Source organism: Aliinostoc maniaoense, assembly GCF_058172895.1.
In genome coordinates this window covers 4,253,163-4,278,606 of record NZ_CP187952.1, presented here as the reverse complement: position 1 = coordinate 4,278,606, position 25,444 = coordinate 4,253,163, and the positions used below count along the sequence as shown (strand labels likewise).

Annotated in this window: 23 protein-coding genes; 12 read left to right on the top strand and 11 right to left on the bottom strand. The window is 40.4% G+C overall.

The window, feature by feature from the left end:
* The first annotated feature begins 47 nt into the window (after nt 1-47).
* The 3 genes from recF (at nt 48) to ACPZ3T_RS18510 (ending at nt 4,615) form a co-directional block, all read left to right on the top strand.
* The gene (recF, locus tag ACPZ3T_RS18520) at nt 48-1,169 is read left to right on the top strand and encodes a DNA replication/repair protein RecF (RefSeq protein ID WP_490277271.1); all 1,122 of its coding nucleotides are present in this window, start codon (nt 48-50) and stop codon (nt 1,167-1,169) included.
* A gap of 60 nt (nt 1,170-1,229) precedes the next feature.
* Nucleotides 1,230-1,652 carry a hypothetical protein gene (locus tag ACPZ3T_RS18515; protein WP_490270936.1) on the top strand — a complete coding sequence of 141 codons (423 nt, stop codon included), beginning with the start codon at nt 1,230-1,232 and terminating at the stop codon, nt 1,650-1,652.
* A 671-nt stretch (nt 1,653-2,323) separates the two neighbouring features.
* Nucleotides 2,324-4,615 (top strand): putative PEP-binding protein, encoded by a 2,292-nt coding sequence (locus ACPZ3T_RS18510; protein ID WP_490270935.1) that lies wholly within the window; start codon nt 2,324-2,326, stop codon nt 4,613-4,615.
* Here the strand turns inward: ACPZ3T_RS18510 and ACPZ3T_RS18505 are convergent.
* Nucleotides 4,586-4,906, bottom strand: a complete 321-nt coding sequence (locus tag ACPZ3T_RS18505; protein WP_490270934.1) for a hypothetical protein — start codon at nt 4,904-4,906, stop codon at nt 4,586-4,588. The two genes, ACPZ3T_RS18510 and ACPZ3T_RS18505, sit on opposite strands and share 30 nt — an antisense overlap.
* On the bottom strand, nt 4,903-6,075 hold the full coding sequence (locus ACPZ3T_RS18500) for a baeRF7 domain-containing protein (RefSeq protein ID WP_490270933.1): 1,173 nt from the start codon (nt 6,073-6,075) through the stop codon (nt 4,903-4,905). Before ACPZ3T_RS18500 ends, ACPZ3T_RS18505 begins: the two co-directional genes overlap by 4 nt.
* Nucleotides 6,076-6,418: 343 nt before the next feature.
* Here ACPZ3T_RS18500 and ACPZ3T_RS18495 point away from each other — a divergent pair, with 343 nt between their 5' ends.
* From ACPZ3T_RS18495 to ACPZ3T_RS18485, 3 genes are all read left to right on the top strand, one after another.
* Entirely contained in the window at nt 6,419-7,213 is a 795-nt protein-coding gene (locus tag ACPZ3T_RS18495; protein WP_490270932.1) for a segregation/condensation protein A, read from the top strand.
* 248 nt (nt 7,214-7,461) lie between these two features.
* The gene (locus ACPZ3T_RS18490) at nt 7,462-8,631 is read left to right on the top strand and encodes a nucleotidyltransferase family protein (protein ID WP_490270931.1); all 1,170 of its coding nucleotides are present in this window, start codon (nt 7,462-7,464) and stop codon (nt 8,629-8,631) included.
* Between the two features lie 17 nt (nt 8,632-8,648).
* On the top strand, nt 8,649-8,831 hold the full coding sequence (locus tag ACPZ3T_RS18485) for a hypothetical protein (protein ID WP_490270930.1): 183 nt from the start codon (nt 8,649-8,651) through the stop codon (nt 8,829-8,831).
* Here ACPZ3T_RS18485 and speA read toward each other — a convergent pair.
* Nucleotides 8,803-10,815, bottom strand: coding sequence for a biosynthetic arginine decarboxylase (gene speA / locus ACPZ3T_RS18480; RefSeq protein ID WP_490270929.1), 2,013 nt, complete (start codon nt 10,813-10,815; stop codon nt 8,803-8,805). The two genes, ACPZ3T_RS18485 and speA, sit on opposite strands and share 29 nt — an antisense overlap.
* A gap of 227 nt (nt 10,816-11,042) precedes the next feature.
* Here speA and ndk point away from each other — a divergent pair, with 227 nt between their 5' ends.
* Nucleotides 11,043-11,492: a nucleoside-diphosphate kinase gene (gene ndk, locus ACPZ3T_RS18475; RefSeq protein WP_490277270.1), complete on the top strand. Its 450-nt coding sequence runs from the start codon at nt 11,043-11,045 to the stop codon at nt 11,490-11,492.
* A 154-nt stretch (nt 11,493-11,646) separates the two neighbouring features.
* Here the strand turns inward: ndk and ACPZ3T_RS18470 are convergent, their stop codons facing one another.
* The 6 genes from ACPZ3T_RS18470 to ACPZ3T_RS18445 form a co-directional block, all read right to left on the bottom strand.
* Entirely contained in the window at nt 11,647-12,333 is a 687-nt protein-coding gene (locus ACPZ3T_RS18470; RefSeq protein ID WP_490270928.1) for a TerC family protein, read from the bottom strand.
* Nucleotides 12,334-12,538: 205 nt separating this feature from the next.
* The gene (locus tag ACPZ3T_RS18465) at nt 12,539-13,945 is read right to left on the bottom strand and encodes an EH signature domain-containing protein (RefSeq protein ID WP_490270927.1); all 1,407 of its coding nucleotides are present in this window, start codon (nt 13,943-13,945) and stop codon (nt 12,539-12,541) included.
* Nucleotides 13,942-14,610: an OmpA/MotB family protein gene (locus ACPZ3T_RS18460; RefSeq protein WP_490270926.1), complete on the bottom strand. Its 669-nt coding sequence runs from the start codon at nt 14,608-14,610 to the stop codon at nt 13,942-13,944. Before ACPZ3T_RS18460 ends, ACPZ3T_RS18465 begins: the two co-directional genes overlap by 4 nt.
* Nucleotides 14,603-17,047: a hypothetical protein gene (locus ACPZ3T_RS18455; RefSeq protein WP_490270925.1), complete on the bottom strand. Its 2,445-nt coding sequence runs from the start codon at nt 17,045-17,047 to the stop codon at nt 14,603-14,605. Before ACPZ3T_RS18455 ends, ACPZ3T_RS18460 begins: the two co-directional genes overlap by 8 nt.
* Before the next feature lie 18 nt (nt 17,048-17,065).
* The gene (locus ACPZ3T_RS18450) at nt 17,066-17,395 is read right to left on the bottom strand and encodes a hypothetical protein (protein ID WP_490270924.1); all 330 of its coding nucleotides are present in this window, start codon (nt 17,393-17,395) and stop codon (nt 17,066-17,068) included.
* 132 nt (nt 17,396-17,527) lie between these two features.
* Nucleotides 17,528-18,424: a bile acid:sodium symporter family protein gene (locus ACPZ3T_RS18445; protein WP_490270923.1), complete on the bottom strand. Its 897-nt coding sequence runs from the start codon at nt 18,422-18,424 to the stop codon at nt 17,528-17,530.
* A 590-nt stretch (nt 18,425-19,014) separates the two neighbouring features.
* On the opposite strand from ACPZ3T_RS18445, the gene ACPZ3T_RS18440 reads away from it, so the two are divergent.
* The gene (locus tag ACPZ3T_RS18440; RefSeq protein WP_490270922.1) at nt 19,015-19,440 is read left to right on the top strand and encodes a hypothetical protein; all 426 of its coding nucleotides are present in this window, start codon (nt 19,015-19,017) and stop codon (nt 19,438-19,440) included.
* 25 nt (nt 19,441-19,465) lie between these two features.
* On the opposite strand, the gene ACPZ3T_RS18435 is transcribed toward ACPZ3T_RS18440, so the two are convergent.
* Nucleotides 19,466-19,897, bottom strand: a complete 432-nt coding sequence (locus ACPZ3T_RS18435) for a hypothetical protein (protein WP_490270921.1) — start codon at nt 19,895-19,897, stop codon at nt 19,466-19,468.
* A gap of 49 nt (nt 19,898-19,946) precedes the next feature.
* Nucleotides 19,947-20,639 carry a hypothetical protein gene (locus tag ACPZ3T_RS18430; RefSeq protein WP_490277269.1) on the bottom strand — a complete coding sequence of 231 codons (693 nt, stop codon included), beginning with the start codon at nt 20,637-20,639 and terminating at the stop codon, nt 19,947-19,949.
* A 351-nt stretch (nt 20,640-20,990) separates the two neighbouring features.
* Here ACPZ3T_RS18430 and acs point away from each other — a divergent pair, with 351 nt between their 5' ends.
* The 4 genes from acs to ACPZ3T_RS18410 all read left to right on the top strand — a co-directional run bounded on the left by acs (nt 20,991) and on the right by ACPZ3T_RS18410 (nt 25,398).
* Complete coding sequence (gene acs, locus ACPZ3T_RS18425; protein ID WP_490270920.1) at nt 20,991-22,961, top strand: acetate--CoA ligase; 1,971 nt, start codon at nt 20,991-20,993, stop codon at nt 22,959-22,961.
* A 123-nt stretch (nt 22,962-23,084) separates the two neighbouring features.
* Nucleotides 23,085-23,564 carry a DUF4365 domain-containing protein gene (locus ACPZ3T_RS18420; protein ID WP_490270919.1) on the top strand — a complete coding sequence of 160 codons (480 nt, stop codon included), beginning with the start codon at nt 23,085-23,087 and terminating at the stop codon, nt 23,562-23,564.
* Between the two features lie 32 nt (nt 23,565-23,596).
* Nucleotides 23,597-24,490 (top strand): sensor histidine kinase, encoded by an 894-nt coding sequence (locus ACPZ3T_RS18415; RefSeq protein WP_490270918.1) that lies wholly within the window; start codon nt 23,597-23,599, stop codon nt 24,488-24,490.
* Nucleotides 24,491-24,699: 209 nt separating this feature from the next.
* Nucleotides 24,700-25,398, top strand: a complete 699-nt coding sequence (locus tag ACPZ3T_RS18410) for a tetratricopeptide repeat protein (RefSeq protein WP_490270917.1) — start codon at nt 24,700-24,702, stop codon at nt 25,396-25,398.
* Nucleotides 25,399-25,444: the final 46 nt, after the last annotated feature.

Below are 25,444 nucleotides of genomic sequence, written 5' to 3'. Positions count from 1 at the left end.
CATTCCCCATGCCCCATTCCCCATTCCCCATTCCCCATTCCCCATTTATGTACCTCAAAACCCTACACCTGCGTCATTTTCGCAATTACCAAGACCAAGAAGTCGAATTTACTGCGGCTAAAACTATTTTGGTAGGGAATAATGCTCAGGGGAAGTCTAATTTGTTGGAAGCAGTCGAGTTATTGGCAACATTGCGATCGCATCGGATGGCGCGCGATCGTGATATCGTCCAGGAAGGTGAACCAGTAGCCAAAATTGATGCTAGCGTTGAACGGCAAACTGGCGTGAGTGACCTAAGTTTAACTCTCCGTCGTAATGGTCGCCGCAGTGTCGCATTAAATGGGGAAACTTTACGGCGACAAATGGACTTTCTCGGTGTGATTAATGCCGTCCAGTTTTCCAGCTTAGATTTAGAATTAGTCCGTGGTAGTCCTGAAGTTCGGCGTAACTGGTTAGACACACTTCTGATTCAACTAGAGCCAGTTTATGCTCACATTCTCCACCAATATAACCATGTGTTACGTCAACGTAACGCTTACTTAAAAAGCCTTCCAGACTCGGTAACTACCACCCACCAATCAACACTGGCTATTTGGGATACACAATTAGCCATTACAGGGACAAGAGTAATTAGAAGACGCGATCGCGCTCTCAAAAGACTTGCGCCTCTGGCTGCCGCCTGGCACGCTAGTATTAGTGGCAGTACCGAAGTTTTAGAAATTACATATACTCCCAATGTTCCCCTCACCCAAACTCATCCCGAAGAAATACAGCAAGCATTTCTTAACAAAATACAGCAGCGAGCCGTTGCGGAACTCCACCGAAATACTACTCTAGTTGGCCCCCATCGTGATGAAGTAGAATTAACCATTAATCAAACTCCGGCGCGTCAATACGGTTCTCAGGGTCAGCAGCGCACTTTAGTACTAGCTCTAAAACTCGCAGAATTACAACTAATTGAAGAAGTGATTCAAGAACCGCCGTTACTTCTACTTGATGATGTGTTAGCGGAATTAGATCCTTCTCGCCAAAATCAATTACTAGATGCGATTCAAGATCGGTTTCAAACTTTAATTACCACAACTCACCTGAGTTCTTTTGATGCTCAGTGGTTAAACTCGTCTCAAATTCTTGGTGTGCAAGCAGGAAACATAAATCAGTCGGCGTAAATGGTAAATTCTATTTAACTTAAACACTAATATTGTTACTGATTAACTTTGAGTAAAAAAATGTATATCCCAGAACCAAAACTTATATTAAATCCCCAGGAAATAGCATCTTTAGGGGCATCACTGCGAAAAATTGAACAAAAACTGCTTAAACAAAAACATACTGAAGGTAAGCAGAAAATTTGGTTTCAAGGAGAAGAACCTTATTTTGATGTTTTCTTTGAATTAGAGCATGATGAACTAATATGGTTTGAATTGACATTAAGGGGTAAATCAGTTTCATGGGATCGTAAAAAACAGCAATTACAAACAGGTATGACTAATGAATTAAGTATTAATGATGCTAGCTTTTATGCAGCTAGTAAAACAATTGAAAATGATATTAAAACAGATAATGAATTTATTGATTTGGTAAAATCTATCCTCGGAACGAGAGCAGAAGAAGCAATTTTTGCTAGAGCTTTAGAATTATTTAACGTATAAAATGACGCAGGAGGGAAAGGGGAAAAAGACAAAGGAGCAGGGGGGCAGGGAGTAGGGGGCAGGGGGAGTAAAACTCTTGAATTTTGTAGCTTGCTTTCCACAGGGTATTTTGAATTGGAGAGAAGCGACTTGATTTAGGGAAGATATGCGGATTGAGTTATTTGCATAGGCATAAGAGTAAATAATATTGCTCAAATCATGGGGTTAAACGTGGTAAGTGTTTAACGCTTTTATATCTGAGATAAGAAAAATTGTATTCTGGATGAATAGATGAAGTCTTATAATTTTTAATGAACCCCAAAAAATTATCAATCACAGATGTATATAGAAAAAAGCCGTTCATTTTGAACCATTATTCAAGGGGAAATCTGTAGAAAATGTCAAAGTAAACAGACAAAAATGTAAAATTGAATGTAACTATTTACAAATTAAATCATGTCAAAAATCGTGATTCTGTTGAATAAGATGATCAATACTGTTAGTGTAGCAGGGACTGAGAAATGTACGGAATTGTGAGTATTTTTCTTTGTTATAATTGCCTGCCGGCTGGTACTAGTATATTAAGTTGGTAGAATTACGACACTGAATTGATCAGGCATTCTTCCTTGTAGATAGTTAGTAGGTGGGATGACTGTAGTGTAAACTAAGCAAATGGCAATCAAGAAAATTGAGTGGATAGACTCTACTGGCTAGATCAAATTAAACTACAAGACCGCACCAAAGTAGGTGATAAAGCTTTTTACTTAAGTAAACTTAAACAGCGTGGCTACCCGGTTGTCCCTGGTTTTGTAGTTCCAGAAGATTTACTACGACTATTTTTAGAAACTCTCAACACTTCCGAGTCATTAGTTGCTAATTTACCCAATTCTTCCTTGCATTTGGATGTAGGAAACTGGCGACAACTCCAGGAAGTGGCTAGTCGTTTGCGTCAGGAAATTATCAATGCTCATGTACCATCCCAATGGGTGAGTACAATTCTAAACGCAACTCAACAATGGCAATCTCAGTATGTAATTTTACGACCAACTCTAGCTACACCAAAAGTCAGAAATACTTCTGGATTGCTGGAGTCTAGTTTTTGTAGTTGTGATGAAGTGGCGATCGCATCCTCATTAAAACACATCTGGAGTCAACTGTTTCGCGCCAGAAGTTTACTATATTGGCGACGGATGGGAGTTAACCTGGAACAAGTTAACTTAGCAATTCTCATCCAACCAGTCAGTAATGCTATTGCTAGTGGTTTACTCAAGGTGAACCCTACAAGCTGGACAATCGAAGCCACTTGGGGTTTAGGAAATGCGATCGCTCACGGTGAGGTACTACCAGATACATACCACATTCAACCAGAAACAGGTGTGGTATTAGAAAGGCATCTAGGCAACAAAATCCTAGCTTATCGCCTCAATGAAAATGGGGCAGGTATCACTATTGATCGTAATATTCCCAATGTATATTTAGTTGAGGAAGCCCAACAACAACAGTACTCTTTAGAAGAAGAATTACTCCAACAAATAATTACCCTAGGGCATCAACTCGTCAGTGAGTTAGGTAAAAATTTTACCATTGAGTGGACAATTGCTCAGGAAAACTCAGTCCCCCATATTGACATTACCCAAGTTAGCACCCCCCACTCAGCAATTCCCAATTTACAGTTTATTAAAGGCGTTGGTGCAGCCGGGGGACGGGTGACAGCAAATGCTCACGTAGTCGTCAACACTCAAGCCAAACCAGATAAAATACCCAAAGGTGTAATTTTAGTAGTACCAAAAATTACACCCGATTGGTTGCCACTCATTGAACAAGCAGTGGGTTTAGTAACAGCACAGGGAGGCTTGACTAGCCATGCCGCAATTTTAGCCAGAGAATTGGGTATTCCCGCCGTAGTCAGTGCAGCAGATGCAACAGTCATCATTCACAACGGAGAACGCCTACTTGTAGATGGCGATCGCGGTGAAGTGTATCGTCTGAGGGAAGATGAAGTGAGTGAGGTAGTAATTTCACAGCCAAATACACCACTGCAACCCCCGACTCCCTCACAGCAAACCGTTATTACTTCCCACTTGCCAATGATTGCTACCCAACTGTTGGTGAATCTCAGTCAAGCTAGTTTAATAGAGCAAGTCCAAAAATTACCTGTAGATGGCGTAGGATTATTACGTTCAGAACTGATGCTACTCTCACTCCTCAAAGGGGAACATCCCCATTTTTGGGTGATAGAGGGACGAGACTCAGAATTATTAGCCTACTTGTCTGAACAAATCATGCAATTTGCTCGTGCTTTTGCTCCCAGACCAGTTTTTTACCGCTCCTTAGATTGGCGATCGCACGAATTATCAGCAAATAATATACCATCTACACAGCAATCAATTTTAGGCGATCGCGGCACATTCAGCTATATTCAAAATTCCGCAGTTTTTGATTTAGAACTAACAGCCATAGCCAACGTGCAAAAAGCCGGTTATAGCAACATTCACCTGATTTTACCCTTTGTTCGCAGTGTGCCTGAATTTAGTTACTGTCAACAAAAAGTTCAGCAAATAGGGCTAACCCAAGTACCCCAGTTTCAATTGTGGATGATGGCAGAAGTTCCCAGCGTCTTGTTTTTGCTGCCAGAATATATCAAAGCCGGAGTTGCAGGTATTTCCATTGGTACTAACGATCTCACCCAATTATTGTTAGGAGTAGACCGCGAACAAGCACAATTAACTAAAGTATTAAATGAGCTTCATCCGGCTGTCATGGCCGCAATTTCCCAACTAATCAAAATGTCAACAGATGCCGGCATACCTTGTTCCATTTGTGGTCAAGCACCAGCTATTTATCCAGAAATAATTGATCAACTAGTAAAATGGGGCATTACTGCCATTTCTGTAGAACCGGAAGCAGTAGAGACAACATATCAAGCGATCGCTCGTGCTGAAAAACGTTTAATATTAGCAGCAGCACGGCAAAAACTGCATTAAATTCAAGAATTTTGGGCATTGGGCATTGGGCATTGGGCATTGGGCATTGCGAATTGGGCATGGGGCAGGGTGTGGGAGGTGTGGGAGGTGTGGGATGGTGGAGAACAAATCTTTCCCCCCACACTCCCCTCTCTCCCCACACTCCCCCCTCCCTTGTCCCCCTTGTCCCCCTTGTCCCCCTTGTCCCCCTTGTCTCCCTTGTCTCCCCTGCTCCCCTGCCCCCTGCTCCCTGCTCCCCTGCTCCCCTGCTCCCCTGCCCCCCTGCCCCCCTGCCCTCTCCCTCCATATCAATATCGGAAAATCGCTGCTACTGGTTGCTTATTAGGCATTTGTTCTAGGTCAAGAGTGTAAACTTGACCACCATTGAGGAATGTGTGAGCAGCCGCAAAATCTAACATATCGTTATCTTGGGGCTGGGGTTGGGAGTGTAAATCTACACTCATGGTTTCAGGTTCAAATTTACCCCAAACTTGTTGTCTGAGAGATACAAATAAAGTATCTACCTTTTGATAATAGGCGGCTGGGACAATTTCTTTGATATCACCAGAGGCTTGAGCCATATTCTCTCCCGCTAGCTGTTGATAAAGTGCGATCGCCTGCTGCTGTTGTTGTTGGATTAACGGGGATACAATAGACCAAGCTTGATGGTGTAATTCTTCTAGGTTTGTCACTTCCTGATTGCCAGTAATACCCTCTGTCAGCAGATGGGGATAAGTATTCGCCTCTTCATAAAGAGGATGAAGATGCTCAACTCCTGCCACAATTAAAGGTGCTTGTTTGTCCCGTAATTTTTCATGTAATGCCTGATCAACTGCATAGCAAAATTGTAAAATACCTGCTTGATGTCTATCTTGCTCTGGACTTCCCTGTCCATGAAATTGACCAGGTTGCTGAACAGGATTAACTGTTCCCCCTCTTGATGTCGCAATTCTGTGCTGTACGCCTTTTTGTGAGTTATCCTGTATGAGCAGAACTGCTTCTAAATTTGGCGGCATATTTTCCACTGCCACTTCTTTAATTTCATAGTGGTTGCCCTCAAAGAAGTGGACATCTTTTTGACTCAATGCTAAAAGATAGAATTGGCGATCGCTATTAATCAAATGCAGTAATGGCTTAATGTGAAATTGATCACCAACTACTACCAACTCTGGTAATTCCATTGGTAAACAATAATACCGAAATATCTGTGGAGAAATAAAGATTGCTAATCCTCGGTCTTGGTGTTCCCAAAAATCATTATCATCCAATGCGATCGCAGGTTTAAGAAAATTGATCACTTCTGTAGAACGCATCCCGATTGCATTCAAACGTTCTTCAGCTTCACGGATGACATTTTTAAACCGAATTGGATTTTGTCTAGTCTCTGCTCCTAATTTTTGCATTGGTATATACAGAGATATACAAGGCGTTTGGCTATTCTCAACCAAAGTTTTTAATTCATCAATAGATGGTAGTGCCATAGGATTAAATTCTGACCAACCAGAAGTAAAACTAAATTATGTAGTTTTATTTCACGAGATGATTAAGGATAAATCATCTTTCTTTTGATAAGAATTTGTTTATGTGTTCACCCTTCCTAAGAGATGATTGATCAAGAAAATAGGCTACCTTAAATCAGTGAACAGTGTTGGGTGAACAGTTATCAAGGCGCATGGTGTGGTGTTTCACCAATGATAAACACATCACTCTTGACTGATAACTGATAACTGATAACTGTTAAAGCAACGCCCATAGAAACCCCACTCGCAAGTGGATGGCTCTATTGAATGCAATAATTTTGAATTTTGAATTGTGAATTAATTCATGGATGCTTCCGAACTATTAGAAACAATCACACTCTTAATTGAGCAAGCTGAACAAGGAGAAATAGATCCTTGGGATGTTCAAGTCATTGAAGTTATCGACCGTTACTTAGAACTGATGACACCCAAGACAACAGCCAGAGGTTACGAAGCTGACTTGTCTCAGTCGGGACAAGCGTTTTTATCAGCATCCATGCTAGTTTTATTTAAAGCTAATACCTTGATGCAATTGTCAACAGCAGTCAATGAACTAGAAGATGTAATCGATGATGCTTTAGTAGAGGGTGAAAACGGATTATTGCATCAAGGTCATCGTTTACAGTTAGAGCGTTATTTGCGTCGTCGTCCCGCAGCAATGCCACCACCAAAACGCCGTGTGACACAGCAAGAGTTAATTGAGCAACTACAAATCATGGCCAACCAGCTGAAGCTGGTGCAGAAAGTCAGTAAACCTCCTCGTCTCAAACGCCAACCCAGTGTCAAAAGTATGCGTGAGGCACTAGAGTTAGCGCACCAAGAAAATTTAACAGAGGTGGCTGGTGAACTAGAACAAGTATTGCTTTCATCCGCACAAGAGTTACTTTTAGAGCAAAATTATTTACATTTAGAACAACTTGTACAATTATGGACTCAGAACAAGCCAGGACTTGAAAATAACTCTCACCATGAATCAGAAAATAGTCACGTCGTTAGTGTTTTCTGGGCTTTACTGCTGCTATCGGCTCAATCTAAAGTGGAGCTGTTTCAGGAGGAGTTTTACCAAGATATTAAAATTCGATTAATTACACAAAGCTAACATGGCTCAACTTGACAAGCAGGGAATCTACAGACGACAGCTTTAGTCAAAGCTAAAATCCGATTATCTTAAATAAAGATAAGCGATCGCTTGTCATTTGTCCGTACCTCTGCTTGCATTAATCAGTAGATTCCTGTTATCCCTGTTGACAGAGGTTAATCACAGGTTACTTAGAACAAACATCAAAACTAATGATTAAGTATCATTCAATAAATGTAAACTGGCTGGTGGTTGAGGAATAGATTTTTATGAAAGCGATGATTCTCGCAGCAGGTAAAGGTACTCGTGTTCGTCCTATTACCTATACAATTCCCAAACCGATGATTCCTATCCTGCAAAAGCCAGTGATGGAATTTTTACTGGAACTTCTCCGCCAACATGGATTTGACCAGATTATGGTCAATGTCAGCCATTTGGCAGAAGAAATTGAAAACTATTTCCGTGATGGTCAACGGTTTGGTGTACAGATTGCCTATTCTTTTGAAGGCAAAATTGATGACAATGGTAAACTCGTAGGGGAAGCTGTTGGTTCGGCGGGAGGAATGCGCCGCATCCAAGATTTTTCACCATTTTTTGATGATACCTTTGTGGTATTGTGCGGTGACGCTTTAATTGATCTCGATTTGACTGAAGCGGTGAAGTGGCATAAATCCAAAGGTTCAATTGCCACCATTATTACCAAATCCGTTCCAAAAGAAGAAGTTTCCAGTTACGGGGTAGTAGTAACTGATGAAGATAGCCGGGTTAAAGCCTTCCAAGAAAAACCCTCTGTAGAGGAGGCACTTAGCACCAATATCAACACAGGTATTTACATCTTTGAGCCAGAAGTATTTAAATACATACCTTCTGGAGTGGAATATGACATTGGTAGCCAATTATTTCCCAAATTAGTAGAAATTGGTGCGCCATTCTACGCCATTGCAATGGATTTTGAATGGGTGGATATTGGTAAAGTCCCTGACTACTGGCGAGCAATTCGCGGTGTGTTATCGGGTGAAATTAAAAATGTGCAAATTCCTGGTCATGAAGTCGCACCCGGTATCTACACTGGCTTAAATGTGGCTGTGAATTGGGACAAGGTAGATATCACAGGCCCAGTTTATATTGGGGGCATGACTAGAATAGAAGACGGAGCAAAAATCGTTGGCCCAGCGATGATTGGCCCCAACTGTTGGATATGCAGTGGCGCAACAGTCGATAACAGCGTCATCTTTGAATGGTCACGTTTAGGGCCTGGAGTGCGGTTAGTTGATAAGTTGGTCTTTGGACGTTACTGCGTAGATAAAACCGGATCAGCGATTGATGTACAAGCTGCTTCTCTAGATTGGTTGATTACCGATGCCCGCCAAACACCACCAGAACATACTCCCGTAGAACGCCAAGCAATTGAGGAGTTGCTAGGGACAAATGTGATTTAGGGCAGGGGCTGGAGGGCATGGGGCTGGGGGGCATGGGGCTGGGGAGCAGGGAGCAGGAGGAGACAAGGGAGACAAGGGAGACAAGGGAGACAAGGGAGCATGATTCTCCAATGCCCCATGCCCCATGCCCCAGTCCCCAATCCCCAGTCCCCAGTCCCCAGTCCCCAAATCCTAGCTATTCAAATACGTGTATCTTCTGAGACTTTGTTCGTAGGTTTGTAGCAGTCTTTGGGACTCAGCGAGGGTGATGTGCTTTTCTTCTAGGGCTTTTTCACAACGCTGGCGGATGTTCTCTACCATATCCTCAGAGTCATACTGCACGTAGCTAACTACTTCGCTCATGGTGTCGCCTTTGACTACGTGTTCAATTTGGTAGCCTTTGGGGGTTAGTTGAATATGAACTGCGTTGGTGTCGCCAAAGAGGTTGTGTAAATTGCCCATAATTTCTTGGTAAGCACCATTGAGGAACATTCCCAAGTAATAGGGTTCTCCTGGTTGGAAGGGGTGCAGTTCTAAGACTGATTTGACATCCCGCAGGTCAATAAAACGGTCAATTTTGCCGTCACTATCACAGGTGAGGTCAGCTAAAATTCCTCGCCTGGTTGGTTCTTCGTCTAGGCGATGGATGGGCATAATGGGAAATAGCTGATCGATCGCCCAACAATCTGGTGCTGATTGAAACACTGAAAGATTGATGTAGTAGATGGAAGCCATGATTTTCTCTAGGTCTTCCAGTTCATCGGGTACGTAATCATGCTGTCTGATAATGTTTAAAATTTTCTGACAGCAAGCCCAGTATAGACGTTCGGCTTTAGCCCGTTCTCTCAGCCGTAAAATTCCCAAGTTAAAGCGGCTGATAGCTTCTTCTTTAAATTGGGTTGCGTCGTGATAGAACTCTTGATAGTTCTCTTTGTTAATCGATTGGTAGGTTTCCCACAGATAATTAATGACTGGAGATTCACCTTCCTGGGGCGGTTCTGGTAAATCTAGGGGGACATCGCTGGTACTGAGGACATCAAAAATTAGTACCGACTGATGGGAGGCGATCGCTCGACCACTTTCACTGAGCAGGGTAGGTACAGGTATCTGACGTTCCGCACAGGTATCTTTTAACTCTGCTACGATGTCGTTAGCATAGTTCTGCATATTGTAATTTTTGGAAGCGTAGAAGTTGGTCTGAGAACCGTCATAATCTACACCCAAGCCTCCACCAACATCGAGGTATTTCATATCTGCGCCTTGATCTGCTAGTTCCACGTAGATGCGGCTAGCTTCTTGGATGGCATCTTTAATGACGTTAATGGCGGAGATTTGCGAACCGATATGGAAGTGCAACAACTGCAAAGAACCCAATAAATCAGCATCGCGCAATTTGTCCACGGCGTGGATAATTTCAGGAATAGTCAGCCCAAATTTAGCGCGATCGCCTGTGGATGTCCCCCAACGTCCCATGCCTTGAGTACTTAATTTAGCCCGTACTCCCAAAATAGGTTTAATACCTAATTGTTGGCTAGCAGCAATTACCAAATCGACTTCTTCAATCTGTTCTAAGACGATAATTGGGGTTTGTCCTAGTCTTTGGGCTAACATTGCTGTTTCGATGTATTCCCGGTCTTTGTAGCCGTTGCAAACGAGCAATGCGCCTGGGGTATCCAATAAAGCCAAGGCGATCATTAATTCTGGTTTAGAACCAGCTTCTAAACCAAACTGATGGGGTTTGCCAAATTTGACTAAATCCTCAATTAAGTGCCGTTGTTGATTACACTTGACAGGAAACACGCCACGATATACACCAGGGTAATTATAACGGGCGATCGCCTTTGCAAAACAAGCATTTAACCGTTCAATACGGTCTTCTAAAATATCTGAAAAACGAATCAGGAGAGGAAGCCCCAAATTACGCTGTTTCAAGGCGTTGACGAGTTCAAACAAATCAAGAGAACCGCCCCGATCTCCTTTGGGAGAAACAGTCACATGACCAGCCGCATTAATCGAAAAATAAGGTTGTCCCCAACCTTCAATCCGATATAAATCTTCGCTATCCTCAATTTTCCAAGCGCGAGATACATCTCCTGTACTTGGTGGTAACAGCTTTTTGTGTTTGTGACCTTTTCCTTCCAGTTTATTAACGTTGGACGGTACTTTTACCACCTCGTCTGATGTAGCAGTTGATTCAACACCCATGTCTGACCTCTGTGTTTCACCCACGAATAAACAATTTAACGCATTCATTTGGCAACGTATATGCACTTAGAGATAATTTCTGAGATAAACTCTGATTGGTCGTTCGTCATCAGTTATTAGTGACTAGTCAAAAGTCGGTAGCAAAAAACTCTGAGGCTCTAGACTATGGACTTTTGGCTTTTGACTTGGGACTAGATAAAAATTTGATTAAGTTTTGGGAGATAGCAATGGAGCGCACATTCTTAGCAATTAAGCCTGATGGCGTACAACGTGGACTGGTAGGCGAAATTATCCGTCGCTTTGAAACCAAAGGTTTTACCCTTGTTGGTTTAAAGTTTTTACAAGTCAGTCAGGAATTGGCCGAAAAACACTATGATGTCCACCGTCAAAGACCATTCTTCCCCAGTCTAGTGGAATTTATCACCTCCGGCCCAGTAGTAGCGATGGTTTGGGAAGGTGATGGTGTGATTGCTGCTGCCAGAAAAATGATTGGTGCAACCAATCCCCTAACCGCAGAACCAGGAACAATTCGGGGTGATTTTGGCATTAATATTGGTCGTAACCTCATCCACGGTTCTGACGCACCAGAAACTGCTGTACGAGAAGTCAGCCTCTGGTTCACAGATGCAGAATTAGTCAACTGGCAACCTGATTTAACACCTTGGTTGCATGAATAGTTAGATGGGGCATGGGGCATGGAGCAGGGGGCATGGGGCAATTCAATTCAAAATTCAAAATTCAAAATTCAAAATTGAAGAGAGAGTTTTACTCCCCCTGCTCCCTTGCTCCCTGCTCCCCTGTCCCCTTGTCTACCTTCCAGCCCTCATTCCCTCACTCTTCGGTGAGAGTACGTTTGGAAAATCCCCAAGTTAAAATTAGGGCGATCGCGGTAATCATTACCCATTCTGGTGGGACAAAATCATCGTTTACTACTTTCAATAACAGGCGTAATCCCACTAGGGCAACTGTAATATATCCTGCGTCTTCTAGGTTTTCAAATTCGTCTAACCATCGAATAAATAAGCCCGCCATGAAGCGGAGGGTGATGATCCCGATGGTAGTTCCTGTCAGCACTAGCCACTTTTCTTGAGATACAGCGATCGCAGTTGTGACGCTATCTAAAGAAAATGCTAAGTCAGTAAAGGCAATTACTGGTATTGCTTGCCACAGTGAATTAAAACGTGGCCCATGATGATGTTCGTTGTCTGCATCTTCTGAGGTAAAGTGTTGGAATACCAACCACAACAAGTATGCAGCACCGAGGAGTTCAAATTGCCAAAACTTTTGGACTTCAGTGGCCGTCAACAGTAAGGTAATTCGCAGCACATAGGCAACGACTAAACCAATGTTGAGTGCCTGACGTTCCAGTTTTTTATCATCTAGTCCTTGGGCTATGGCTGCAAGTGCGATCGCATTATCAGCAGATAGCACTGCTTCTAAAAATATCAAGATCAGCAGGACTATAGAAGCTTCAACGCTGAGATGAAAGTGCAGGTAGTCAAAAATTTGGTCTAGCATTCCAGGTTTCTCAAGCAGTGGAAAATAAAAAATTAACAGGGATAGCCAGTTTAATCTAAAAACCGCAACAAATTGCTACCTTCATTCAGCTTAACGTGTAGGTGCTGCATTTTGAAAATCTTAGGGGTTCAGCGATGGAGTAATTTCTGTTCAAGTTTAATGTAATTTAATATACAGATAAACAGGAAGATTCAGTGTTGATATTTCAAGTTATGCAAAAACCAATCCCATAACAGTAATCTTTTGCTTCTTGTTCAAGTTTGAAAATTTCCCTGTTCCAATGTTTCATCTGCTCTTCACGGATTCGTAATTTTTCGGGTTTTAGTACTTTGTTAGATAAAATACCTGTGTTGGGAATAATTGCTCTATGTTCCAACCATTTTGGACAATATTCTTGCCAAAGATAAACGTGATCGTGCTTATCACCACCTAAACAGCGAATTTTTTTAACAGATAGCGGAGAATCACCAAAAAGAATTTGCTGATTTCTCAAGTTATTCTCCAACAAGCGTGTTTCACTACCTCTTCCACGAAAAAATTCTACTACCAACCACTCACCAAAATCAAAAATACAAACTTCAGTGCGATCGCTACCATCATTCTCTAGGAAATGAATATCACCTTGTAGCTTATGTTTGATAGGATTGAGTGATGTTTGAGGTAACAAAATCCGAAGTCTTTCAAAGCGATCGCTGTAATTACTCCAAAAATCTCTTCTTGCTTTTAGTTGCTTGGGTCTATCACTGTCTGATAAGGTAGGTAAAATTGCTTCTACTAGCTTTTGAAAATCTCCATAGTTAATAGAGCCAATCCACTCTCGTAATCTCTGCTTGGCGCGTGCTGAAAGTAAATACCACGCCTCACCATTTCGATAGTGTATTCTGAACCAATCAACTAGCTGTGGATTATTTGTAGCTATGTATTGAGATATGTTCTCCAATAAATAATTAACAGCTTTTATTTTCTCCTGTAATGACATTTCATCTAAACAGCGTAACAACCAATTAATATGCTGTTGAGTTGGATGATAAATTTTCGTAAAATGAGGTGCAATATAATTTACAAATTCGCTAAATACGGAAAGCCAAACAGGCATTTCTTCTTTAATTGTGTTTAGTAATTCAGTTCTAGTTAAATTAGAATTACAAGCAATTCTAGCCAAGGTTTGACATGAATTAGAATTGCTGATAGCCTGAATAATTCTTACAGTAAGTAGCTCAACATTTTTAGCATCATTAGCAAATATATCAAATGATTCGACTAGGGATTTTGCTAATACCTTCTCGGTTTTATCACTATAATAAATAGCTAAATTCCAAATCAATCGCTGTTGTAACCAACTATTATTAATTGCTACCTTCCAGATAGATGCGGATGTTTCTCTGGAAGAATCTAAATGCTGTTCATCCCAATCAGCTTTAGCATGAATACAATACACCCACTCTAAAGGAGTGATTTGAGTAGACTGACCCTGGGAAATTTTTTCCAAAACTCTATCAACAGTTGGGATAGAATTTTTTGTATCTGGTAATTTGCTACTAAGCTGAGTCAGTTTTTCAGGGATATACTGCTTAGTTTCAAGTTTAGAAGGAATCGGAAATTCATAATTCACAGCTTTTGCTCCGGTAACGAGATACTTTTACGAGAACGTTCAGTTAATTCATCAGTACGAAATTGAAAGCGAAAAAGAACTTTCCGATCAGTCGGGTTATCTGTTTGCTGATCAGCTTCTATTTCTCCACGACCAGCCGCCAATATTTTTTTACTTAAAGGTGCTTTGGTAGCAAAATTCATATCGTAAAAAATGTAGTTATAAACTGATGCAGAGCGCAAAACACTAAGTTTTAAGTTGGTCTTGTCATCGCCATCTGAGCTAGTATGACCTTCTATAACTACCCGGCTAATTTCTTTCTCATATTCTGGCTTAGAAAAAATCACCCCACTATAAACAGGAATAAATCTGCGTAGAAAAGCTTTACCTTCAGGTTTGAGTTCGTTACTTCCCTTAGCAAATAAGATTGATTCTTGGATGCTAATATCACCTGTATCTGGATTAACTTTGACATTAATATTATTACTTTTCATTTCCCCTACAACGTTGCCGATTACCATACGTTTTGGGGTATCTTTTTCTGCAAGCTGAAGTAATGCAGTAATAAATAGCAAAGCAAAAAACATTAATACCCCTGACATGAGATCACCAATTGACAGGTAAATACTCGCATCTTCATCTTCTATATTGTCTGTTTCAATTTCATCAAATATCAAATTATCCATTGTAATTTTTCCTGTCATCATTTGCCATCACTAAGAGATTAGCTGCGTCTAACAAACTACTACACACGTGAGCCATAGAACTATCAGCCTCCTTAAAAAATTCTTGCCGTGATGCTTCAAAATGACCTTGCCAAGCCTCAAAAGATTCTTTAAAACTTATCGATAATTCTCTATATTCTTGTCTGACACCTTCTACTTGTTCACCAATACCACGGGAAAGTTCTTCTAGTTGTACTAACCTATGACTTGAATTTAAGCCGACTGCTGTAACTAGTTGACCAACTTCTCTAGCAGCGTGTTGAATTTGAATCATACTTTTGTCAACTTCTTGAGACAATTGACTACGCCTTTGAGCTTCTTTTTGGAAGACTAAATCTAGATTGTTCACTACTTCAGCTAGTCCATCACGTTGTTCACCTAAAGTTCCCTCCAGTAGATGATTTTGTTGTAGAAAGAAAGCTTGTAGGTTAGCTTGATATTCTTCACGGAATTGCGTCAAATCATCTTGCACAGTTTGACGAGTTGCTGTGAGTGTGGTGTCAATATTTCCTAAAGTAGTTAGGAGATTGTTTTGAGCATTATTCATCAACTCAGAAGCTTGATTACCCACTGCTGTTAAAGTATTTGTTTGTTCATGAAAAGCTCTATTAGCTTCGGTGAGAATATGAATGATGCCCGTTTTTGTACTTTGCAACATCTGCTGTTCTGCTTCGGCTCTTGATTGTAATGCTATTTCCAATTCCTCTCGAATACCTCTAAAAGTAGCAGCAGCTTGTTCTGCACTTGCTTGAAAAGCAGTACGCTGGGTTGTCATTCCTTGGATACTTTGATCAACAGCACGATTAATTTCTACTGCTGTTTGTTGTAACATTCCTTCTAATAGATGATTTTGTTGTACAAAAAAAGTTTGTAGGTTAGCTTGATATTCTTGACGGAATTGTGTCAAATCTTGTTGGACACTTTGGCTAGTTGCTGTGAGTGTTTGATCAATATTTTCTAAAGTAGTTAGGAGATTATTTTGAGCATTACTCATCAATTCAGCAGATTGATTACCTACTGCTGCTAAAGTATGTGTTTGTTGTTGAAAGGCTGTATTAGCTTGATTGAGAATTTGCATAATTCCCGTTTTTGTACTTTGCAGCATTTGCTGTTCTGCTTCGGCTCTTGATTGTAATGCTTGCTCTAATTCCCCACGAATACCTCTAAAAGTAGCAGCAGCTTGTTCTGCACTTGCTTGAAAAGCAGTACGCTGGTTTGTCATGCCTTGGATGCTTTGATCAACAGCGCGATTAATTTCTACTGCTGTTTGTTGTAAAACTCCTTTTGTTTCAGTTTGGAATTGGCTTAAAGTTTTTCCAAGATTGTGAGCAAATTTCTGAAGTTCAACTAATGTTTCTTTTTGAAAGCTTTGAATTGTCTCGATGGAAGTTGCTAAACTTTGAGAAATTCCCCCTAATTCTTGGTGCAGATTTAACACAGCTTGTGATGCTTGTTGAGTTAGCTTTGCACTTTCATCTAGTCGATTTGCAATTGGTTCAAGTACCTGACTTCGCAAATCATTTATTAGTGATTCTAAAACTCTCTGTCCCTGACTTTCTTGGAGTTCTCGGAGTGTTTTCTGTTCTTGGAAGATGGCTTTTAAGGCTGGTAACATTTGTTGGCCTACGGCTTGACCAATATTTTGGGCTGATAATTGGTTTAAGCTGGTGAACTGTTCTGCTATACTTCTACCTACAGCTTGTCCAATACTTTCTCCATTTAAGTGTTTTAATCCCGTTAAATTTTTGGCTACAAGACTGAGTGCTTCAGCGACATCACCGTTAGAATTTTCTGTTGTCTTGAAAGTGGCGATCGCCTGCAATTTTTTCCGTAACCCATTACGCCGTGCTTGACGCGTAGTATCACCAACAAACAAAATTAAAGTAAATAGACTACCAGAACCAAGCCCCATCAAAGAAGTAGAAAAAGCTGTTTTCATTCCCATGAGTAGCTTAGTGCTAGATTCCATCAACTGTTGAGAGTTGGAGGTATCGAGGCTAATTCCTTGTAATCCCTGTTGAATACCGTAAAAAGTTCCCAAAATACCGAGTGCTGTACACAAAGTTGTGACAAAGCGCAAGGAACTACGAGGTATTGGTCGAGCTAAAACAGCAGGATATTGTATGAGTATGAATTTGGATGTTTTATCTTGTATTGGTTCATAAGTTCCTAAATGTTCTCGTAACCATGAACGAATATTCTTTGATGCTGGGATACTTTGATTATCTTTGTACTTATGCAAAAATTTAATTGCAGTTGCAGTTTCACTACATTCTTGCTGCCAATATTGCCATACTGTCACAACCTCAGTAATGAAGGCGATAGCGAAAACAAAAACAATAGCCCAGTGAAAAAAATCGTTAGCCCAAACGATGTTCCAGATGTTTGCTATACTCACAAAGCACTCCTGATCAGATTATTGATTGGTGAATCGTTGTAATTCCGCACTATTAAAAACCTGATGTGCTACCCGTACTGGTAGATGTTCTACATCCTGGCGGTTTCCTATAGGTGTTCTCAAGCGTAAACTATACAGTTTTTCCCCTTCTGCTTCTTTATCCTCAACCAGATACACTAGCTCAGGTGCATAGTTTTGCAATAAACGTACCTGTAAGCAGGTTTTGAGATCCCGTGAGGAAGTAGATAGAGGTGAATTTTGTCCAAATAATTCACGAGCAACTTTCCAAGCATGATTAATCGCTACAATCTCTTGAACTAGCTGCTCAACAAGTGCTATTGTGTCCATTGCCTAATTTGTATCAGCTTTAATAAGCTTATATTTCCCAAATATCGGCGTGAATTGAACTTTTCTGGTGAATTGTTACTGGGCGATCGCCTAATTTTGCATCTGTGCGATCGCCTAGCTAAGATATTTCTATCAGAATCTACTGGCTAAATCCCGACTCCTGGCAGTCTTGGGTAACAATTTCTTCCCGTATCTAATAATGGCAAAGCCTGTAAAAAACATAAATAGTCCGTAAATAGCAGCAGCAATTCCCATATTTGGATTGTTCAAAAGTCCTGCTGTGATGGCGAATGCTAAGGAGGTATTTTGAAATCCAACTTCTATCGCAATACATATTTGCTGGCGAATATTGAGTCGGCATAGTTTGGCGATGAAAAATCCTGCTAGGGTTGAGGTCAAATTTAACGCGATCGCCCCTAAACCTACTTGTAAAATATATTCTGGTAAACGATTCCATTCTTGAATCACAAGCAACACAATAATGCTCACCAGTAGGGACATCCCCAGCCGACTGGTTGCTTTTTCTAAACGCAAAGCCGTATCTTTAAACCTCTGACGAATATACATCCCTAACCCAATCGGCATGATTGTAATTAGGAATATCTGTAACATTGTCTTACCAATCGGTAGGGCGATCGCTGCACCTTGCTCAAAAAAATGTTGCAGTGCTAAATTAGTCAGCACAGGAATGGTAAATATGGTGATAATACTGCTAAAAACTGTGAGAGTAATTGATAGTGCTGTATCACCACCGGCTAAATATGTAACGATATTTGATGATGTAGCACCGGGACATAATGTAACGATGATTAATCCTACTGCGATCGCAGGCTGCATAGGTAAAATTTTGGCAATGGTAAAGCCAATCATGGGTAAAACTACTAACTGGCTTACCAAGCCTACGGAGACTGCTTTCGGATATTTAGTGACACGTTGAAAGTCTGCTAACTGCAAGGATAAACCCATTCCCAGCATGATAATCACTAAGGATAAGGGTAAAATCACGTTAGTCAATAAATTTGCTTGCATAAGGCTAAATTAAAGCAATATATGCCGGATACATCAGCAGTTTACATTAATGTGTCATCCAACGTGAGCAAACAAAAATAATTGTCCTCAGTATTATACACTACTCAATATTTACGCGCCTAACATATTAAGTAGGGTGCGTGAGCTATCAAAAATCTGTTTAGGGAATACCAAAAATTAAATGAGATACGTAGATACGCAGGGAAGGCAAATTGCAGTGTGGATTTTCCTCTTGCAATATTGCCGTTGTGTTAGCAGCGAGAGTACAACACCTAGCACCAAGGCCTTTGGTGCGTTACGGCTTGCGCCTAACACACCCTACTGGCGTGTCAAGGCTAAAATAGTGCATTAAATGTAGGTTGGGTTAAGCGGAGCGCAACCCAACATTGATCTCGGAAACTCAATATAGATGTTGGTGTTGGGTTTCCTTTCGTCAACCCAACCTACAATTTTTTTGCAACATTTAAGGCTTGCCACGCCACTACAAGAAATAGTGATAACTACTCAAACTACATTTGCTTAGAGGGAATATTCGTGTAAAATCATGCCATTGACAATGTAAATCATACTGAAGATTAAGGATATTCTCAATGGCTATGGGTAAAAGGCAGTTGTATCCAAAACCTTTACTTGTTGGTTTAAGTCTAGGGTTGGGTTTATTAGTCCCTAACGCTGTTTATTCTCAAACTCAAAGTATACCCGTGATCAGAATTTTAAGGGTTACTGCTAATGGTGGTACTACTTTCAAGTTACAAGAAAACTGGTTTCGCCAATCAACTGAAATTAAAGAAAATAATAAAAAGTGTCCTGTCGGATCAGGAGATAAATTTTTTGTTGCGTCTATTAATGATAATCGTAATAGTAATACAGAGTTCCGTGAAGGTAATCGGGTGGAAAGACTCAAAGATTACTATACTGTAACTTTTGATAAAACATTGGCTTGCAATCAGCAAAGTCAAACATGGTATATCTTTAAACGCCATGTACAACAATTGCAAGCCGTGCCTGTGCGCTAAACTCTGATTTGTACTGTTTATATTTTCACAGCATTTCTGTTAACTTTTTTAACAAGCTATCGGCTAAATCGGATACCTCTACATGATCTGTTTCGCCGATCGCTAAAATATTTGTCACAGTCTCTAATCTGTCTCCTACAGGAGTAATCCTCCACATTTCTTCTAAGTTTACGGCGATGTCAAATAGTGAGCGATCACCTACATAATCTCTTAATCTCACCGCTACAAGATCATCGCTGACTAAAAACTCTTTAATCTGATCTAGCACTGGGTTAGCAAATATCTCATCGTTTTCCCATGTTTCTAGCCAATCTCCATCTACATCATCAACGTAGAGATGGACAAAATTTAACCCATAACTTAGCCAGTCTTGCTGCATTTGTCTGGCTGTTGCTAACGCTTCAGTAAATGTTTCCATCTGGTTATTGTAACTATTAGTTTTTTTTGGGTTAGCCATGTTAAGCCATCATTGGCAAATGAATAAATTATGTGATTTCAAACAAAAATTAAGAAAATTTTAAATATTTCCCATTAACCAAAGAGTCACTGTTGTATAGTGTGATGTTCACTAATTGGTTGATAAAATTTGCATCTTGAGGATTGTAACTTAAGAATAATCCTCTCTCGATTTCCCAAGAACGTAGCGTGCTTTCCCATGCTTGGTATTTTTGGTGATTTAGTTCTTCACTAACACTGGTCACTTGAATGCAGAGTGGTTGTTGCTGATGATTACTAACAATTAAATCTGTGGCCATAGACAGGTCTGCAATATAGCGTTGCCAAACATTTCCGTTTCTACTGGCAATATGTTGCGCTATAGCTTTAATGATATCATCATCTTCTTGATTAAACTCTCCTGCCATTAATTTTTGTTTCCAGATATAAAACTTCGAGTCACTAGCGTTAATCCACTTAGGAAACAGATACCCGTACCAGTACCTTTCATTGGCTGTCATTTGGGCAAATTTTGCTGTTTTTTCGGCTTCTGAAGGTAGGGATTGAATGATCAACCAAATTGTCGAATCCGTAATTACCTCCAACAAAAAAGCCAGAACAAAGGGTTTAGCAGTCAGAGAACCAGGTTTGATATCTTTTACCCAACGGTTTATTTCATCTAATTTTTTGGCTAAATTAGAATCTATCGAGGATGCTTGCTCGATCAATAATTTCAATTTATCTTTGATCTCTTTTGCTTGCAAACGATCGCCTACTTTACTATTACTATAGCTTTTTGCCACCATCAGCAATACTTCGACCGATTGATATTATACTGCCACCCCAAAAATTAATTAATATTTTATATTTATTAGGGTATCCTGCAATACTACGATAAGTAACTCGACTCTGAACCGACTTAGGTAGATGCAGAAGTTATCGGTTCTGATTATACTCTATAAGTGTGTAATTGAGGAAAAAATTGCGATCGCCCTCAAAATTCTCGAGGAAATTAATTTACACCCCATACCCTTGCTTAAAAAAAATCAAAGCTCTTTTGCGTAACTTTGAGTACAGAATAGTTGTCAGTCACAATATTATTGACTGCAATTGTTATGTCTGAATCAACCATAGAATCAATACTGCAAGAGCAGCGTTTATTTCAACCCTCTAGCGAGTTTTCCCAAGCTGCCCATATTAAAAGCCTAGAAGATTACCAGCGTATTTATGACCAAGCTAAAGCTGATCCGCAGAAGTTTTGGGCAGATTTGGCTGAGTCAGAGTTAAATTGGTTTGAAAAATGGGACACAGTTCTAGATTGGCAACCACCGTTTGCCAAGTGGTTTGTCGGTGGCAAGATCAATATTTCTTACAATTGTCTTGACAGACACCTGACAACTTGGCGCAAAAACAAAGCCGCCCTGATTTGGGAAGGAGAGCCAGGGGATTCCCGGACTTTAACTTATGCCCAATTACATCGGGAAGTTTGCCAGTTTGCGAATGTGTTGAAACAATTGGGTGTTAAAAAAGGCGATCGCATCGGCATTTATATGCCAATGATTCCTGAAGCGGCGATCGCTATGTTAGCCTGTGCCAGAATTGGCGCACCCCATAGTGTAGTGTTTGGTGGTTTCAGTGCGGAAGCATTGCGCGATCGCTTAAATGATGCCCAAGCGAAATTAGTGATTACAGCCGATGGCGGTTGGCGTAAAGATGCGATCGTTCCCCTGAAGGAACAGGTAGATAAAGCGATCGCTGATGGCCTTGTTCCCAGTGTTACTGATGTTTTGGTAGTGCAACGGACTGGGCAAAAAACCCACATGGAAGCAGGACGTGACCATTGGTGGCATGATTTACAAAAAGGTGTGTCTGCTGACTGTCCCGCCGAACCAATGGATAGTGAAGATATGCTATTCATTCTCTACACTTCCGGTAGTACAGGCAAACCCAAGGGTGTAGTTCATACCACAGGTGGTTACAACCTATACGCCCACATGACCACCAAATGGATCTTCGATTTGCAAGATACAGACGTTTATTGGTGTACCGCCGATGTAGGTTGGATTACCGGACACAGTTATATTGTTTACGGCCCCTTGTCCAATGGTGCAACTACACTGATGTATGAAGGCGCGCCCCGTGCTTCTAACCCTGGTTGTTTCTGGGATGTAATTGAAAAATACGGTGTAAATATTTTCTACACCGCACCAACAGCAATTCGGGCATTTATCAAAATGGGTGAACACCATCCCAACGCCCGTAACTTGTCTTCCTTGCGCTTATTGGGAACTGTCGGTGAACCAATTAACCCCGAAGCTTGGATGTGGTATTACCGGATTATTGGTGGGGAACGTTGCCCAATTGTAGATACTTGGTGGCAAACTGAAACCGGTGGAATTATGATTACACCCCTACCAGGCGCAATTCCTACTAAACCCGGTTCAGCTACCCTTCCCTTCCCTGGGATTCTAGCCGATATCGTGGATTTAGAAGGTAACTCTGTCGGTAATAACGAAGGCGGTTACTTAGCGGTAAGCCATCCCTGGCCAGGAATGATGCGGAATGTCTACGGTGATCCTGAACGCTTCCGCCGCACCTACTGGGAACATATCCCCCCCAAAGATGGTAAATATACATACTTTGCTGGAGATGGAGCAAGAAAAGACACAGACGGTTATTTTTGGGTGATGGGACGAGTAGACGATGTACTGAATGTTTCAGGACACCGCCTCGGTACAATGGAAATCGAATCAGCCTTAGTTTCTCACCCAGCCGTGGCTGAGGCGGCAGTAGTAGGTAAGCCGGATGAACTCAAAGGCGAGGAAGTTGTAGCTTTTGTTACTTTAGAAGGCACTTATCACGCCAGTGAAGAGTTAAGCAAAGAACTGAAAAAACACGTAGTAGGAGAAATTGGTGCGATCGCTCGTCCCGGAGAAATCCGCTTTACTGACGCATTACCCAAAACGCGATCGGGTAAAATTATGCGCCGCTTACTACGCAATCTAGCCGCAGGTCAAGAGGTATCTGGGGATACTTCAACATTAGAAGATAGAAGCGTCTTAGATAAATTACGGGAAGGTGCTTAGTTTACGATGAATGCGTAAAAATAATATAGGGTAAGTAAAATTTATTACCCTATATTATCTTGATAAAATTAATAAACAAAATAGACAAATTCTTTGGAATGAAGTCAATAATTTTTGGAATCAATGCAAACAGAACAACCTTGGTATATTGGTTTACGTTCAGAAGCTTTGGCGATGGTATATTTAACTCGTCGTGATGATTTGATTGTTTCTCAGGCACAAAAAAATACAGCAGGTTTAGACTTCCTTGTCACCATCACTAAAGATAGTATGTATAGTGGTAGGCTCTTTGGTGTCGAAGTCAAAGCTAAAATTTCCTCAGATAGCTTAACACAAAATGGCGAAGTTTTTAAATTAAAAAATAGTCATAGTCATCAAAGTTTATTGAGAGATTTACCATTTCCAGTGTGCCTATTTTTCTTTACATTAGATAATGATCAAGGTTACTATAGATGGATTTTAGAACCTATTATTAAACCAGACAACAATCTAGGTTTACAATTCCATGACAATAATGAGCTAAAAAAACTCGATGATCAAGCTATAGATAATATTGTTTCACTAGTTAACAATTGGTACGAATACAGAAATAAATTAACATGAATACACCAATTTTTTTGTATTAAAAAATAGCTATGTTAGAAGAAAATAATACTCAGCTACTTCAAGCTAACCACGAACTAAAAGCTGCCCTAGATAAACTCAAATCTAGTCAAGCTCAACTTGTGCAAACTGAAAAAATGTCAAGTCTTAAGCAATTAGTTGCAGGAGTTGCTCATGCAATTCAGGGGCCAAGTGGTTTTATTGAGGGGAATTTCACTTTTGTATCTGAGTATATAGAAGAAATATTACACATTTTACAGCTTTATCAGCAAACCTATCCAGTTCCGCCATCACATATTCAAGAAGCAATAATTAAATGTGATTTGGAATTTATTCAAGAAGACTTACCCAAGATTCTGACATCCATGCAAGTTGCTAGCAATCGAGTTATGCAAGTTTTGCGATCGCTACGCAATTTTCACCACTGGGATGAAGCAGAAGCGAAAAATTTTGATATTCATACGGGGATTGATGACACCATCACATTTCTTAATCATCGGCTGAAAATCAACTCAACAAATCAGGTAATTCAAGTAATTAAAAACTATGGTGCAATTCCTCTAGTAAAGTGCTATCCGACACAGATAAATCAAGTATTTATGAATATTATTGAAAACGCCATTTATGCTTTACAGGATATCAATACTCAATCTCAAAATTTAGTTCCTACTATTTGGATTACTAGTGAAATAATTAAGGAAACGTGGGTAAATATTCGCATTAAAAATAATGGTTTGGGTATTCCCGAATCTATAATTTCTAAAATATTTGAGCCGTTTTTTACAACCAAACCTGTTGGGCAAGGAACTGGACTTGGGTTATTTATTAGCTATCAAATAGTGGTAGAAATGCACAGAGGGCAGTTAATATGTAACTCTAATAGCGAGCTAGGAACAGAATTTTGCATTCAAATTCCCATGCAATAGTTCATATTGTGTTCGTTGAAGTGTCTACTGCTCTACTTCGGTTTATCATAGGTATCAGGACATGATTTAACAGTGAACAGTAAACCCCTGGGTTAGAGTTCCCTAGCAATTAGTAGAATCTCTTGGTGGCGATTCTTAATCGCCCACCATACCCTGGATAACTGATAACTGATAACTGATAACTGATAACTGATTTAAGGATGAGGGTGATGAAGTCAAATAGTCAACAGAAAACAGGATTTCTTACAGTTTTTAGCTGCATATCTTTAAGTATCATCACCCTATGTTTGCCAATTCCTGTTGAAGCACAGGAACAATCAGTTGTAAAGTTAGCCTGCCAAACCGCTTTAAACACCACGGAACAAAAACCGCAAGCTAAACAAGTACAGAAGTTAGCACAGTTTACGGATACATCACAAGAGCGATCGCAACTAATCCAACAAGCCAATAATTTATATAATCAGCGAGACTTTCAAGGCGCAGCCAAAACCCTGTGTCAACTGCTGAAAAAATCTCCCCAGGATACTTTTGTCAACTTTCAACTAGGCAATGTATTTGCACGTCTCAATCAACCAGAAGCGGCAATTAGTGCCTACAGAGAAGCAATTCGCCGCAATTCAAAATATGCCTTAGCTTATAATGGGATTGGTGTAGTTTATGCTAGTCAAAGTCGTTGGGAAGATGCGATCGCTGAATATAAAAAAGCTTTAGAAATTAATCCTGATTATGGTGAAGCATTGGTTAATTATGGTCAGGCATTATGGCAAACAAATCAAAAGGAGCAAGCACGAGTTTCCTTTGAAAAAGCATTAAGCATCTTTAAATCTCAAAACAGAAACGAGAGAGTTTATCAAGTCGAACAAATTTTACAACAGATCAAAACATTAGATAATCCTGGGATTTCATAATACTAATTAGAACAAGTTGTGTTAATTCATTTAAAAAGACTCGCAT

Coding starts and splice junctions, on each gene's coding strand:
- ACPZ3T_RS18495 (WP_490270932.1), top strand. CDS start 6,419: ATGGATGCTTCCGAACTATTAGAAACAATCACACTCTTAATTGAGCAA.
- ndk (WP_490277270.1), top strand. CDS start 11,043: ATGGAGCGCACATTCTTAGCAATTAAGCCTGATGGCGTACAACGTGGA.
- recF (WP_490277271.1), top strand. CDS start 48: ATGTACCTCAAAACCCTACACCTGCGTCATTTTCGCAATTACCAAGAC.
- ACPZ3T_RS18490 (WP_490270931.1), top strand. CDS start 7,462: ATGAAAGCGATGATTCTCGCAGCAGGTAAAGGTACTCGTGTTCGTCCT.
- ACPZ3T_RS18420 (WP_490270919.1), top strand. CDS start 23,085: ATGCAAACAGAACAACCTTGGTATATTGGTTTACGTTCAGAAGCTTTG.
- ACPZ3T_RS18435 (WP_490270921.1), bottom strand. CDS start 19,897: ATGGCTAACCCAAAAAAAACTAATAGTTACAATAACCAGATGGAAACA.
- acs (WP_490270920.1), top strand. CDS start 20,991: ATGTCTGAATCAACCATAGAATCAATACTGCAAGAGCAGCGTTTATTT.
- ACPZ3T_RS18460 (WP_490270926.1), bottom strand. CDS start 14,610: ATGGATAATTTGATATTTGATGAAATTGAAACAGACAATATAGAAGAT.
- ACPZ3T_RS18415 (WP_490270918.1), top strand. CDS start 23,597: ATGTTAGAAGAAAATAATACTCAGCTACTTCAAGCTAACCACGAACTA.
- ACPZ3T_RS18500 (WP_490270933.1), bottom strand. CDS start 6,075: ATGGCACTACCATCTATTGATGAATTAAAAACTTTGGTTGAGAATAGC.
- ACPZ3T_RS18485 (WP_490270930.1), top strand. CDS start 8,649: ATGGGGCTGGGGGGCATGGGGCTGGGGAGCAGGGAGCAGGAGGAGACA.
- ACPZ3T_RS18440 (WP_490270922.1), top strand. CDS start 19,015: ATGGCTATGGGTAAAAGGCAGTTGTATCCAAAACCTTTACTTGTTGGT.
- ACPZ3T_RS18515 (WP_490270936.1), top strand. CDS start 1,230: ATGTATATCCCAGAACCAAAACTTATATTAAATCCCCAGGAAATAGCA.
- ACPZ3T_RS18410 (WP_490270917.1), top strand. CDS start 24,700: ATGAAGTCAAATAGTCAACAGAAAACAGGATTTCTTACAGTTTTTAGC.
- ACPZ3T_RS18470 (WP_490270928.1), bottom strand. CDS start 12,333: ATGCTAGACCAAATTTTTGACTACCTGCACTTTCATCTCAGCGTTGAA.
- ACPZ3T_RS18450 (WP_490270924.1), bottom strand. CDS start 17,395: ATGGACACAATAGCACTTGTTGAGCAGCTAGTTCAAGAGATTGTAGCG.
- ACPZ3T_RS18445 (WP_490270923.1), bottom strand. CDS start 18,424: ATGCAAGCAAATTTATTGACTAACGTGATTTTACCCTTATCCTTAGTG.
- speA (WP_490270929.1), bottom strand. CDS start 10,815: ATGGGTGTTGAATCAACTGCTACATCAGACGAGGTGGTAAAAGTACCG.